At 45.3% G+C, this 13,180-nt stretch carries 11 protein-coding genes; 4 read left to right on the top strand and 7 right to left on the bottom strand.

The genetic code is table 11. The annotated features are described in order from the left end of the window. Nucleotides 1–67: 67 nt before the first annotated feature. The 3 genes from OE749_RS01490 to OE749_RS01480 form a co-directional block, all read right to left on the bottom strand. On the bottom strand, nucleotides 68–1,117 hold the full coding sequence (locus OE749_RS01490; RefSeq protein WP_263710569.1) for an SO_0444 family Cu/Zn efflux transporter: 1,050 nt from the start codon (nucleotides 1,115–1,117) through the stop codon (nucleotides 68–70). Beyond that, nucleotides 1,114–1,518 carry a heavy metal-responsive transcriptional regulator gene (locus OE749_RS01485; protein WP_263710568.1) on the bottom strand — a complete coding sequence of 135 codons (405 nt, stop codon included), beginning with the start codon at nucleotides 1,516–1,518 and terminating at the stop codon, nucleotides 1,114–1,116. The genes OE749_RS01490 and OE749_RS01485 overlap by 4 nt, the downstream gene beginning before the upstream one ends. Nucleotides 1,519–1,610: 92 nt before the next feature. After that, entirely contained in the window at nucleotides 1,611–3,779 is a 2,169-nt protein-coding gene (locus OE749_RS01480; RefSeq protein ID WP_263710567.1) for an exonuclease domain-containing protein, read from the bottom strand. Nucleotides 3,780–4,025: 246 nt separating this feature from the next. Between OE749_RS01480 and OE749_RS01475 the strand changes: the two genes are divergently transcribed. The 4 genes from OE749_RS01475 (at nucleotide 4,026) to OE749_RS01460 (ending at nucleotide 9,308) form a co-directional block, all read left to right on the top strand. Continuing rightward, nucleotides 4,026–4,220 carry a CPXCG motif-containing cysteine-rich protein gene (locus OE749_RS01475; protein WP_263710971.1) on the top strand — a complete coding sequence of 65 codons (195 nt, stop codon included), beginning with the start codon at nucleotides 4,026–4,028 and terminating at the stop codon, nucleotides 4,218–4,220. A 281-nt stretch (nucleotides 4,221–4,501) separates the two neighbouring features. Next, nucleotides 4,502–5,116 (top strand): methyltransferase family protein, encoded by a 615-nt coding sequence (locus OE749_RS01470; protein ID WP_263710566.1) that lies wholly within the window; start codon nucleotides 4,502–4,504, stop codon nucleotides 5,114–5,116. Between the two features lie 181 nt (nucleotides 5,117–5,297). Then, complete coding sequence (locus OE749_RS01465) at nucleotides 5,298–7,550, top strand: YgiQ family radical SAM protein (RefSeq protein WP_263710565.1); 2,253 nt, start codon at nucleotides 5,298–5,300, stop codon at nucleotides 7,548–7,550. Nucleotides 7,551–7,724: 174 nt separating this feature from the next. Next, complete coding sequence (locus tag OE749_RS01460; protein WP_263710564.1) at nucleotides 7,725–9,308, top strand: cryptochrome/deoxyribodipyrimidine photo-lyase family protein; 1,584 nt, start codon at nucleotides 7,725–7,727, stop codon at nucleotides 9,306–9,308. Nucleotides 9,309–9,356: 48 nt separating this feature from the next. Here the strand turns inward: OE749_RS01460 and OE749_RS01455 are convergent, their stop codons facing one another. From OE749_RS01455 to OE749_RS01440, 4 genes are all read right to left on the bottom strand, one after another. After that, entirely contained in the window at nucleotides 9,357–9,530 is a 174-nt protein-coding gene (locus OE749_RS01455) for a hypothetical protein (protein ID WP_263710563.1), read from the bottom strand. Between the two features lie 373 nt (nucleotides 9,531–9,903). Further along, a complete protein-coding gene (locus tag OE749_RS01450) occupies nucleotides 9,904–10,047 on the bottom strand; it encodes a DUF2256 domain-containing protein (protein ID WP_263710562.1) in 144 nt (47 codons plus the stop codon). Next, nucleotides 10,034–11,572: a cryptochrome/photolyase family protein gene (locus tag OE749_RS01445; protein ID WP_263710561.1), complete on the bottom strand. Its 1,539-nt coding sequence runs from the start codon at nucleotides 11,570–11,572 to the stop codon at nucleotides 10,034–10,036. The genes OE749_RS01450 and OE749_RS01445 overlap by 14 nt, the downstream gene beginning before the upstream one ends. Before the next feature lie 38 nt (nucleotides 11,573–11,610). Further along, complete coding sequence (locus tag OE749_RS01440; RefSeq protein WP_263710560.1) at nucleotides 11,611–13,035, bottom strand: cryptochrome/photolyase family protein; 1,425 nt, start codon at nucleotides 13,033–13,035, stop codon at nucleotides 11,611–11,613. Between the last annotated feature and the right edge of the window lie 145 nt (nucleotides 13,036–13,180).

The raw sequence follows: 13,180 nt of genomic DNA, 5'->3' as shown, positions 1-13,180 counted from the left end.
CCCGCGCCTTTTTCTTTTTTGAATAGGGCACGGAAGCGTAAATGTTGTCAATTTCAGCCAGTAAGGATCATTCCTGAACTGATATAGCATGGTGGCGATTTTGCAGCCAGCTGCGGAATTTTTTGCTGTATTGATAGCTGATAAGTAACGCCAGTATGACGCCGCTTGCGCTGTAGAGTAGAGAGGTCATATCGTCGTGCGCTCCGTGAGTCAGAGACAGTTCCCATCCCATGTAGGCCATTATTGCGTCTAGGGCTAATCCGCATAACACCGCGCTGACAATCACCGAGGTTAGATAAAGCCATAAGGAGCGGCTACCCAATTCTTTCTTCACCACCATTAGGGTGGCGATGTTAGTGGCTGGTCCGGTCAGCATAAACACCAATGCTGCGCCCGGTGATATTCCCGACATCAGTAATCCGACTGCAATGGGAGTAGATGCTGTTGCGCAGATGTACATCGGAATAGAGACTACCACCATGATTGTCATGGCAACGACGCCACTGCCGTACTGGGCAAACGTTTCGGCTGGTATAAAGGTTTGAATCAGTGCGGCAAAGATGAGTCCGATAAGTAGCCAGCCCATAAAGTCTCTGAGTAACTTACCAAAACCATATTCCACGGCGCCTAATAAGTTGAAAGACACTTTTTCTTCTTTAGTATCGCTTTTACATGATGATTTACAGCATGACGACACCGCCGTGGTGTCTATCGGTGGGGTCTCTTTGTCGAAAAATTTTACGCTAACCCCAGCAACAATTGCCGATGTGATAGCGGCTACAGGGCGTGCAATAGCCATCACTGGTCCCATAAGTGCATAGGTAATACCGATAGAGTCTACGCCGGTTTCAGGGGTTGCTACTAAAAAGCTCGCGGTGCTGGCTTTGCTGGCACCTTGGCGGCGTATGCCCATGGCGACTGGAATTACTGAACAGGAGCATAAAGGTAACGGTGCGCCCACCAAAGACGCGGTTACGACCGAGGCGTCTTTGCCGAGAATACGTTTTACCATAGATTGAGGCACGCACTGGTGTATCAATCCTGCGATCAACATGCCTAATAAGAGAAAAGGTGCTGACTCAATAAAAAGTGCGATAAAGTGTTCAATAAAGATCATGATGGCGCTCCTTCTAAATTCGCGATAATACTGCAAAATTCGGCACTTTCTTCGCCCCCGCAGCATAGTGCTTGTAGTTTATCCAACGTAATGAGCATGGCTTGTAGAGAAGTAATTTGGGTTTTGAGATCTTGCATTTTATTCTGTGCAATGTCTTTTGCTTCCGCGCAGACATGCTGGCGCTTGTCATCTCGAATTGTAATCAAGGCGCGGGTTTCATCTAATGTGAAACCGCACTCTTTGCAGCGTTTGATAAAACTGGCGGTGGTTGCGTCATCTTCTGTATAGATGCGATAGTTTGCGCCAGTGCGCCCGCTGGCTTGCAACAAGCCTGCTTTTTCATAATACCGAAGCGTGTGAACACTTAGTCCGGTTTTTCTGGCAAGATCACCTATTTTCAACGTCTTCCCCTATCTATTTAGACCCATTATTTTATCGATAGGGTAAGTATAAACCTTAGAGTGTACTCTAGAGTCAACTGTCTCGATGAAATTTATTCATTGACTGCGGTATGCCGGTTTTGCTTGTAATGTTGCAAACGGTATTCGTTTACTAGCAATAGTAAGTCTGCGGCTGCGTGGGCATCAGAGAGTGCACGGTGGTGTCGCTTCATATCAATGTCAAAGTGAGCGGTTAGGTTCGCCAGAGAATAAGATGATAGACCAGGATAGGCACTGCGCATTTCCTTTACTGTGCACAGTTTGGGCATTCTAAATGGCAGGTTGAGTCGCTCATACTCTTGCTTAATAAAACCAAAATCAAAGTTTACGTTGTGGGCAACAAATACGCAGTCTTTCAACTGTGCTTGTAGGGTATCGGCTATATCGGCAAAGCGCGGGGCATTAGCTACCATCGCGTTGTCAATACCTGTTAGCTCGGTGATATGTTTTGGAATATGGCGTTGTGGGTTAATCAGTGTTTGCCATTCAGAGACCTTCTTTCCATTTACAACATGCACAATGCCTATTTCTGTAATTCTATGTTGTGCTGCACGTCCGCCAGTGGTTTCAATATCTACAACGGCATAGGCTTGATGGGGATCTATATGCCAATTAACCTGCTTGATGCCTACATTAAAGCCTGCATCTCGGAGCATGCGTATCGTGATCAACTGGTTTTTTCTGAGCTGATCGCCCGGCGCTTTGATTTCTTCAAATCGAAGAGAGTGATCGGTAATGATCATGAGATCGGGAAAGCCATCATTATAGCTATAAAACTGTTTGGTCATGGCTCTTAAAACTGAGATGAGATTATCTGCAGATGCGTATTTTACGAGGGTAAGCGCGATCTCTAAGCCTTTGGGATGCCAGTTAAATATGCCATTGCTTTTTCCATAATGGGTAGAGGCTGTTTTGGTGAGATGAAATCGGAATGCTTCAATGTTATGCAAAAGCGCCAGTTTACGTTCAATTTCTTGCTGATAGCGATCATAAAAATAGCGCTGTACGAGTGCGCGCGGACGTCTGTCAAACTCATTTGCCAGCGCGGTTTCATCAAGCTCAAATAGCTCTTGCCAAAAGGTGAGCCCGAATAACGTTCGCCATAGTCTATTCTCTGTTTTATAGGCTTCACTGCCCCGCTGTTGGTAATACTTTTTCACGCCTGTTTCGACGCGGTTAATATATATTTCGTCAATAAATAAAGGCGCGTTGTCCTCGCGCAACATGTCGGTAAGGTAACTGGTGCGTTTCTTATTAAATTTACGAGCTAAAAAATCCTCAGCAAAAAGGGCGATTTCTTCGCTGTCAGGATTATCAATAATGTCATTGAGTTGCGCTAATACCTGCGCTTGGTTGCCGCGTTTGTATTCTTCTCGGATGGCTTTTTCTTGCGCTTCTGGGGCGCTTGAGGCTTGCCAGCAGGTCAATGCCAGATCAGGATCGTTAGGCAGCACACGTTTACCCAGCTTCAGTAAAAACCGATCACGCTTTGCAATCGCGTGCTCTCCCTTTGCGAGTGGCAATGTTGAAATATCCGAGAAAGTATCAATCACTTGATCGTCAGGCAGTGTCGCCAGTGAACGTAATGCCAACGCATAATCAAATGCACTAAGGGCTTCTTCTTGGGTGTCATAGCGCGCGGTTAGTCCTTGTTCACCTTTTCGGGTGCGCATAATGCCTAAATCTCGCATTGAAAACTTATTTAAACCGCTACTTATGTCTCCAAAAAATAAAAACAGTAGATAGGCCATTTGGCTATCTGTTTCTCGAACGATGAGTTGTTGATAGAGTGACGTATCAACAAAGTGTGACATCGCCACCGTATGCGTGGCTAGCTCAATAAGATGGGGTTTTTTATCTGATATTTTAAACGCCGTCTCAGCGACGCGTAAGCACTCACTGAGTTGAGGTTTGGTCAAGTGTTCGAATAGGCTGGGTAAATGTCTGTCGGTTACACGTGAGAAGAACCCTTTAGAAAGCAAGGTTTGAATCTGTATATCGTAATGGGCGATTTCATTGTAGTCGAGCGAGGTTTTGAGAATGAACGGTGACTTGCGGTTCATGGCTCTGATCAATACACACTTGGCATCTTCACTTAGCCGTTCTATTTCAGCGATAAAATGCCTGTCTCCATCACAGAGTAAGTGTTGGCACGTGCCTTTTACAAAAGTCAGAAACTCGTGGAAGTGTGCTAAGTAGTATTTTTCTGGAAGTGTTTTCATATTCCTACGTTGTCGACATTGCCGATTATTCTCATGCGTTACCGTAAAAGCCTGTTTAAACTATACTGTATAAAAATACATGTGTCATTATTTAGTTGCTTGGTGACTAAAGCGCTCTGTTTCTCTGTTCAAAGCACTAAAGATGCCACGATTTACGTTACTTAGATCTCAGCAAAGGGTGATCTAAGTGCAACTGATATTCCGTAGAGACACTATTAATCAAATTAATGTGGTGATGTGTTTATGATGAGTTTAGGTCACGCAGCATCGTTTCAATGCCCCTATTGTATGGAGCCTAACGATCTGGATATTGATCCGTTAAATGATATTGGTCAGGTGATGCTGGTGGATTGTCAAATCTGTTGTCAGCCCATTGAAGTGCGTGTTGAAGCCACAGAACACGATGATTTTGTTATTAGCGTGAAACAGGAAAACGAATAAACAAGTAAAATATTGTGAACCAAAATTTTCAGTTCTCAGTATAAATGACTCACAGTTGGACATCCCTCCCCTTGATGTGCCCGCGAAAAGCGGGCTTTTTTTTACCAATATAGTGGTATTCACTTACTTCTCCTACGAACATATTTGTCTGATATTTATCAATATTTTCTATCAGAGTCTTTTAATTTTAGAAATTGCCCTCACTAACAGAGCGTGTTACAACATGACATGTGTTACATACTGATCGTAAATAGCATGTATTTTAGGTTTGAGGGAGTGACATGGAATCAAGCGTCGATACCTATATCGCCATCTATTTAGCGGGTTTTTTCACCTTTGTTGCGGTGTTTTACTTGTTGCTCGCTAAAATTCAGAAAAAACGATTGGGTAAAGTGACGTTGATTCATCGTGGCCCAACTTACTCAGCACATTGGTTTAATCACATGACATTCAATGTGTTTCGCTATGCCATTTGGTTTGTGTGCATGGCCATAGCCTTTGATCCGCAGTCGCGAGAATGGATTGGAGAATTCGAGTCGATGGGGGCCGTTTGGATACATCTGCTTGGATGTGCAATCCTCACGTTGGGCTTTTTGTTTGCGATTAGTGCCAGCTTATTAATGAAGGCCTCGTGGCGTTCGGGTATTGACGATTCTGGCCCTGATGTATTACTTACGTCTGCGCTATATGGAGTGAGCCGTAACCCGAACTTTTTAGGCGTAATGGTGGCGCAATTGGGGTTTTTTCTGGCCTTACCTAGTGTGTTTACTTTGGTATGTTTAGTCGTGGGGTGGATATGCATTCATCGACAAGTCATATTCGAAGAAAAACACTTACAACAGCACTTTGGCAGTACTTACCATAGTTACATGAGGCGCGTGCCTCGCTGGCTGTAGTGGTTAACGTTGTCTTTGATCGTCAAGACTTGCGCCTTACCACCTCTGAAGCGACGCACTAACCCTTTGATTTATTGATAGACCGCGTTTTCCTTTTTTTCAGCATCAGTATTCGCTGATCCTTTCCACGAAACCTGCTATACTCTGCGCCCATTTTTTGAACACTTGTATTCGGAGCGTCATGACAGCAGTACGTCAACAGGCTCAGCGAATGAAAGCTGAGCGAGGCCTGTTTTCTTATCCTAAATATTGGGCGGAGTGTTACGGCACTGCGCCGTTCTTGCCTATGTCACGTAAAGAGATGGATGAACTTGGCTGGGATAGCTGCGATATTATTATTGTGACAGGCGACGCTTACGTTGATCATCCAAGCTTTGGTATGGCGGTGATCGGCCGTGTATTAGAGTCGCAAGGATTCCGTGTTGGCATTATTTCTCAGCCTGATTGGACAAGTAAAAAAGACTTCATGAAGCTTGGTGAGCCTAATCTGTTTTTCGGGGTAACGGCAGGTAACATGGACTCGATGATTAATCGCTATACAGCGGATCGTAAAATTCGTCATGACGATGCTTACACGCCAAACAATGAAGGCGGAAAGCGGCCCGATCGCGCGGTTACCGTGTACACCCAGCGCTGTAAAGAAGCCTTCAAAAAGCCGGTGGTGATTGGCGGAATTGAAGCCAGCCTCAGGCGAATTGCGCATTACGATTATTGGTCAGATAAAGTGCGCCGTTCTGTTTTGTTTGATGCGAAAGCGGACCTGCTAATTTACGGTAACGCTGAGCGGCCGCTATTGGAAGTAGCTCACCGTTTTGCGCAAGGTGAAACCGTTGACACGATGCAAGATATCCGTGGTACGGCTGTTATTCGTAAAGAGCCGTTACCGGGGTGGTTAGGTGTCGACTCTACCAGTATTGATAAAATTGGCAAGATCGATCCGATCCCAAGCCCGTATCAAGATGTTCAAGAAACCTGTGCAACGAAAGAGTCAGATACAGCAACAGAAGATAAGAATGCGGCAGTACCTGTGGTGGTGCAACCTTACAATCCGAAAGCTGAGCGACGTAAGCCATGGGACAAAACCTATGTGAAGCTACCCGCTTTTGATGTTGTCAGTGCAGAGCGCGCTCATTATGCGCATGCATCGCGTATTCTTCATCAAGAGACCAATCCTGGCTGTGCACGTGCGCTGGCACAACGTCATGGTGATCGCCTTGTGTGGATCAATCCGCCTGCTTATCCATTAGAGACCGAAGAGATGGACTCGGTGTTTGACTTGCCTTACGCACGTGTTCCGCACCCAAGTTATGGTAAAGCGAAGATCCCAGCGTATGACATGATCAAAACCTCTGTCAATATTATGCGCGGATGCTTTGGCGGCTGTACGTTTTGTTCCATTACAGAGCATGAAGGACGAATTATTCAGAGTCGTTCAGAAGACTCGATTCTTCGTGAAATTGAACAGATTCGCGATAAGGTGCCGGGATTTACTGGTGTCATCTCCGATCTCGGCGGCCCAACTGCCAACATGTATAAGTTACGTTGTAAAAGTGCAAAAGCGGAGCAAACCTGTCGCCGTTTATCGTGCGTATGGCCAGATATTTGCGGTCACATGGATACCGACCAGTCTCCGACTACTAACTTATACAGGCAAGCTCGCCAAGTAAAAGGGATCAAAAAGATCTTGATTGCCTCAGGCGTGCGTTACGATTTGGCTATTGAAGATCCTGAATACGTAAAAGAATTGGTGTCTCATCATGTGGGGGGGTATCTTAAAATTGCACCCGAGCACACCGAAGAAAGCCCGCTGAGTAAGATGATGAAGCCGGGCATGGGAACGTATCATCGGTTTAAAGCGTTATTCGACAAATACTCAAAAGAAGCGGGCAAAGAGCAGTATCTCATTCCGTACTTTATTTCTGCTCATCCTGGTACGCGTGATATCGACATGTTGAATCTGGCGTTATGGTTAAAGGAAAACAACTTTAGATTAGATCAGGTACAGAATTTTTATCCGTCGCCGATGGCTAATGCAACCACCATGTATCACACAGGTAAAAACCCGATTCACAAAGTTACGCGTAAAAGTGAAGACGTACCTGTGGCGAAGGGGGAGCGCCAGCGCCGTTTACACCGCGCATTCTTACGCTACCACGATCCAGCAAACTGGCCTATGTTGCGTAAAGCCTTAAAAGAAATGGGTAAAGCACACCTTATCGGCAATGGTGAGAAGCATTTAATTCCGCCTGAGCGCAAAGGAGAGCTAACGGGGCGTGATCAGCGTGAATATGCGAAACGCTCTGTTAACAAGTCGGTAGCAAAAGGGCGCTCTAAAAATAATCGTCCTGTTCAGCAAGGGCTAACGCGTTTTAGTGATAATCAACCCCATAATAAAGCGGGTGGTGCAGGCAAGCCGAAAAAACGCCGTAAATAATGTGCTTAGAGCGGGAAGTGATTCCCGCTTTTTTATTGCAAGCATCGAATGTAGCATATCGCCATACTGTCAGTCTTAATATGCCAAACAACGCTATTTGGCGTCTGGTTTCAAAGTGATCTTTTTGCGTCACATTACCATATTTGAACTATGGGTTAGACTGTATGTGAATAAATGGCCGACACTCCTGAAAGAATAGACATCATCTGGTTGAAGCGCGATTTTCGGCTGCGAGATCATGCCCCCTTATGCGAAGCTGAACGATCAGGCAACCCAACATTATTGATCACTATTATTGAGCCCATGCTTGAAGCGGATCCCCATTATGATCTGCGCCATTGGCGTTTTGTTTGGGAGTCGGTTTCTGACTTAAACACCCAGTTGCTCAGCATAGGAGCGCGCTCACATAGTCATCAGACACACCCACCTATCCAACACCAAGAATTTGCCCAATCGCCTAGGGTATTGGTACTCCACGGCGAGGCGACTGACGTCCTAGAGCAGTTGAGACAACGTATGTTGCATCACAATAAGAAGATGCGGCTGTTGAGTTTCGAAGAAGTGGGTCTGTTGAATACCTTTGAACGTGATAAAGCCGTTCGTCGATGGTCCAAACAACAACAAGTAGAGTGGAAAGAGTTTAGCTACGGCGCGGTTATTCGAGGGCTAACACATCGTCAAACGTGGCAGCAGCATTGGTATAGCGTGATGCAGTCGAAGTGTGACGATCCGAATCTAACCGATATTCGCTGGTTGAGTCATACAGACAACGCATTGCACACCGCGCTAATGTCTTTGCAGTGGCAACCGCCAGCTACTTGGACACAACCTCATGTACAGTTTCAACCCGGCGGCGAGCGGCGCGCTTGGTATACTCTCAAAGACTTTTTTAAAGGGCGAGGACGACATTATGCGGCAGAGATTTCAAAGCCCTATAACAGCCGCTTTGCCTGTTCGCGGATGTCACCCTATCTCGCGTGGGGAAATATGAGCCTGCGACAAATGTACCAATACGTGCAGGCGCAGAAGTCTCAAGGCGTTTTCAACGGCAGCCGAGCATTAACTGCGTTGTTGTCTCGATTGCACTGGCACAATCATTTTGTGCAAAAGTTTGAAAGTGAAACCGACATGCAGGTGAGACATATTAACCATGGCTACGCAGCCTACCCATATTTGACTGGCGAAGAATCAGATAGACGGTTAGCAGCATGGAAGGAGGGCAAAACGGGCATACCGTTAGTGGATGCATGCATGCGCTGTGTAATACAAACAGGTTACTTGAATTTTCGCATGCGCGCTTTGCTAGTGAGTTTTTTGTCTCACCAGTTAGACATTGATTGGCGTCGAGGCGTGACCCATTTAGCCAAACAGTTTTTAGATTTTGAGCCTGGCATTCACTATCCACAATTTCAAATGCAAGCCGCGGTGACAGGCATTCATACTATTCGATTGTACAACCCTGTGAAACAGTCTAGAGATAAGGACTCTGAAGGCATTTTTTTGCGTAAGTGGCTACCAGAATTATGTGCACTGCCCGATGCGTTGATACATTCGCCTTGGACGATGACGTCGATGGAGCAAAGTATGTACGGCGTGGTGTTGGGGAAAGACTATCCCTTACCAATCATTGATACTGAACAAGGATATCGTCAAGCCCGAGATAAACTGTGGGCATTTCGCGAAGAGGAGGCGGTTCAGCAAGATGCGAGACGCATTTTAGCGCGCCACACATTACCTAACCGAACACCTCAACGATAAAGAAAAACCAGCAAGCAGTGCGCTTGCTGGCGAGAATGGATTGGGTTCTTAGCGACTATATTCGTCGTCACGATAGTCGTAGCGGCGGCGAGCGTTAATGGTGTAATAACCATCACGTTGCACTTCTACATCTACATCGTAGCCGTCTTTTTCATACTGCTCACGGGTTTCACTTAACTTGTCCTGAGGGATATCTCGTTGGACTTTGCGGTCATCACTCATACTGTTCTCCTTAAGGGTTAAAAACAATGAATAACAACAGTATCAAGTGTAGTGGCAATTGCTCGGTTCAGCACCTGAGATTTGGCCGAAAATAAGAGGTCTGTGCCTAAGTAATTCTTTCTGTTGTAGATAAAGTTCTAAAAATATTTTGGTTTGCCATAGCACTGTGTCCATTGTTGTCTTTGGTACGCGTGTTAGTAAATATGACAGCATAGTAGGGAAGAGTAAAAAGTGGGCTTAGGTTGGGGGATAGATAGTCATTTTGCGTGTTCTGTTGTTCCGTATTCATCTAATTAAAAGTGGGTGTCTCCATCGTATAATAGAGGCAGTGACAGCAGTTACTTTGCTCACATTGAGTGAAGTTGAGGCGTAATCAATGAGGTGTTTTGCGTTTATTACCCGCACAACGTTTTGAGCAGTATTTTACGTCTTCCCAGTCTCTTTCCCATTTTTTCCGCCAAGTGAACGGGCGATGGCAGACAGGGCATATTTTTTGAGGTAAGTCAGACTTCTTCATGGTTGTGTAGCTTGGTAAAAAACGCTTCGGCATCTTCTTGGATGAGACGCTGTTTATCGGCTGTCATTTTAGTGAGTGTTTTATACGGCATGCCCAACCGAGGGTTTCGACCGAGCTTGTCCTGATTGCGTATTAAGAAGTCCCAATAAAGATAGTTAAAAGGGCAGGCTTGTGATCCATTTTTTTCTTTTACGTTGTAATGGCAATGCTGACAGTAGTCTGACATTTTATGAATATAATTTCCGCTGGCCGCATAAGGCTTGCTGGCGAGTACGCCACCGTCGGCAAACAAAATCATCCCAGTTACATTTGGTAGCTCTACCCATTCATATGCATCTGCGTACACCAATAAATACCAGTTGTTAACCTCATCAGGTGCCAAGCCTGCTAAAAGTGCAAAATTGCCGATGACCATTAGCCGCTGAATATGATGAGCGTATGCATTGTTGTATGTATCAGACAAGCACTGTTTTAGACATTGCATCTTCGTATTGGTATCCCAAAAAAAATCAGGAAGCGAGCGCGTGGCGTTCAGATAGTTTTGGGTTTTGTACTCAGGCATTTTATACCAATACAGCCCTCTTACGTATTCTCGCCAGCCAAGCACTTGGCGAATAAAGCCTTCTACGGCATTAAGCGGAGCCTGATGGTTATCGTAAGCCTCTTGTGCTTTGTTGATCACCTCTTTGGGTGTCAGTAAACCGCAATTTAAGTAGAAGCTAATATGAGAATGAAATAGCCACGGTTTGTTGTTTGCCATGGCATCTTGATAATCGCCGAACTGCGCGAGTCGTTCGTCAATAAAGGCTGCCAATACGGTCAATGCCTGTTTACGCGTGACGGCAAAATGAAAATCTTGTAATGAACCAAAATGATCACTGAAGTGTGTTTCAACCAGTGTAATAACGTTTTTTGTCAGTGCATCAGGATCGAACCGAGTCGGTGATGGAATGGTGATGTTATCTGGCAAACTCTGGCGATTTGCCGCATCGTAGTTCCATTTACCGCCGACAGGATCTTTGCCGTCCATAAGAATATGCCAACGTTGCCGCATTTCTCTATAGAAGTATTCCATACGCAGCTGCTTACGCCCTTTCGCCCACAATGCAAAATCCTCAGGCGTACTCAAAAAGCGATTGTCTTCACGTAGCTCAACGTCGATATTTAGCCTTGCCTGCCATTGCTGCATGTCGTCAAGCAACCGATATTCTCCGGGTTTAGTCACAACAATTCGTGCCACATTCTCCGACTGACAGAAATATTTAATTTGCTCAAATAGGCTACCCTGATTCTCAGGATGTTCATAATCGATATAAAGAACATTGATGCCGTCGCTGTTTAGTTGCTTGGCAAAGTGACGCATAGCAGAAAACAAAAACGCGATCTTCTTCTTATGATGTTTGACATAAGTAGCTTCCTCTCTCACTTCGGCCATCAATACAATGTCGCTATGCTTATCGATATCCTGCAAGCTCGAGATATCGGTGGAGAGTTGATCTCCTAGAATAAGGCGAAGGGTCTTCATCACGGTGCCTTTTGTACTAAATAAATACGTGTATGCCGTTACTTAATTTTGTCATACGCATCCAACGCCCTCTGGCGGCTGGCTTTTAGGTCTACAATGGGGGCTGGGTAAGTATTGCCTATCACAACTTGCGCTTTTTGGCGTACCTCTTTGGGTGCCTCCCAAGGCTTGTGAATATATTTCTTGGGCATGTGTTTCAGTTCAGGGCAGTAGCGGCTGACATACTCGCCCTCAGTATCAAACTTTTCTCCCTGTAATACTGGATTGAAAATGCGAAAATACGGTGCGGCATCAGCCCCACAGCCAGCTACCCATTGCCAACTTGCACTATTTGCAGCCATGTCTGCATCCACTAAACAATCCCAAAACCAGCGTTCGCCTTCTCGCCAGTCTATCAATAGGTTTTTAACTAAAAACGAGCCGACAATCATGCGTACCCGATTATGCATATAACCGGTTTGCCACAATTCCCGCATGCCCGCATCAACGATTGGAATACCAGTTTGGCCTTGCTGCCATGCACGTAGATTCGCCTTACTTTGCTGCCACGGAAAATCATTATATTTGTCGTTAAAATTGTGTGTTTGTAGGCGCGGCCAATGAAACAGCAGATAGTGGCTAAATTCACGCCATCCCAATTCACTTAAAAAGGTATCGAGATGCTCGTTATCTGTATTGCCTTGTTTTGCGTCTAATGCCGCGTACCAAATTTGATTGGGAGATATTTCACCAAAATGTAAGTGAGGAGATAACCGTGATGTGCCTACCACACTCGGAATATTACGTTCGTCTTTGTATCCTTCTAACGCATCCTTTAAAAAAACAGACAGATTGTCAGCCGCGCCCTCTTCCCCAGGCTTCCAGCATTGTTCCATGGTTTTGTACCAATGAATATCAGGCAGTAACGATAACTCGTCAAGTGTTAGGCAATCATCATAATCCTTCGCATAAGTAATGCGATCTGGCGCAGATTGGGGCATACGAGGTTCGGGTTGTTGCAAACAGCCTTTTCTGTAATAAGGAGTAAACACTTTATATGGCGTTTGGTCTTTTTTAAGTACCTGCCATGGCTCCCATAACAAACTGCCGTTGAAACTGAGGGCTTCAATATCGTTTTCTTTTAAATGCGTTTTAATGGCTTTGTCGCGCTTGATTTGCCAAGGTTCGTAGCAGCGGTTCCACACGACACGTTGAATTCCCGTCTTTTCTAAAATCTCAGGAATAATCGTTTCGGGATCTCCCTTAAAAATATGTAAATGGCCATTGAGTGACTCATTTAGCGCATTGAGCGAGTGATGAAGCCACCACTTGCTGGCTGCCCCCATGGCTGTTTTGCCTGTTTGTGTGTCGTCAAAAATATAAATAGGTAGAATTTTGCCTTGTTCATAAGCATCGCGTAGCGCGGGATTGTCTCGTCGGCGCAAATCTTGACGAAACCACATCAGAGTTGTTTTTACCGTCACATCATGTCTCAAAATTATTCGTTCTATGCTCAGTATTACTGATGCTGACGGTTTTGGATCGCTTACATACTAGAAAATGCACCATGAGCCTTACTATTAAACGGTTGGGAGAGACGCTGCCGAAGATAAAACAGTAGCGGTAGAT

Origin of the sequence: Fluctibacter corallii, from assembly GCF_025751585.1 — a bacterium.
Lineage (GTDB): Bacteria > Pseudomonadota > Gammaproteobacteria > Enterobacterales > Alteromonadaceae > Fluctibacter_A > Fluctibacter_A corallii.
The sequence above is the reverse complement of the archived record's forward strand: the minus strand, read 5'-3'. Positions and strand labels throughout refer to the sequence as shown.

Excerpts from the sequence above, each read along its gene's own strand:
- OE749_RS01490 (WP_263710569.1), bottom strand. The coding sequence starts at position 1,117 with ATGATCTTTATTGAACACTTTATCGCACTTTTTATTGAGTCAGCACCT.
- OE749_RS01480 (WP_263710567.1), bottom strand. The coding sequence starts at position 3,779 with ATGAAAACACTTCCAGAAAAATACTACTTAGCACACTTCCACGAGTTT.
- OE749_RS01475 (WP_263710971.1), top strand. The coding sequence starts at position 4,026 with ATGAGTTTAGGTCACGCAGCATCGTTTCAATGCCCCTATTGTATGGAG.
- OE749_RS01470 (WP_263710566.1), top strand. The coding sequence starts at position 4,502 with ATGGAATCAAGCGTCGATACCTATATCGCCATCTATTTAGCGGGTTTT.
- OE749_RS01465 (WP_263710565.1), top strand. The coding sequence starts at position 5,298 with ATGACAGCAGTACGTCAACAGGCTCAGCGAATGAAAGCTGAGCGAGGC.
- OE749_RS01460 (WP_263710564.1), top strand. The coding sequence starts at position 7,725 with ATGGCCGACACTCCTGAAAGAATAGACATCATCTGGTTGAAGCGCGAT.
- OE749_RS01455 (WP_263710563.1), bottom strand. The coding sequence starts at position 9,530 with ATGAGTGATGACCGCAAAGTCCAACGAGATATCCCTCAGGACAAGTTA.
- OE749_RS01450 (WP_263710562.1), bottom strand. The coding sequence starts at position 10,047 with ATGAAGAAGTCTGACTTACCTCAAAAAATATGCCCTGTCTGCCATCGC.
- OE749_RS01445 (WP_263710561.1), bottom strand. The coding sequence starts at position 11,572 with ATGAAGACCCTTCGCCTTATTCTAGGAGATCAACTCTCCACCGATATC.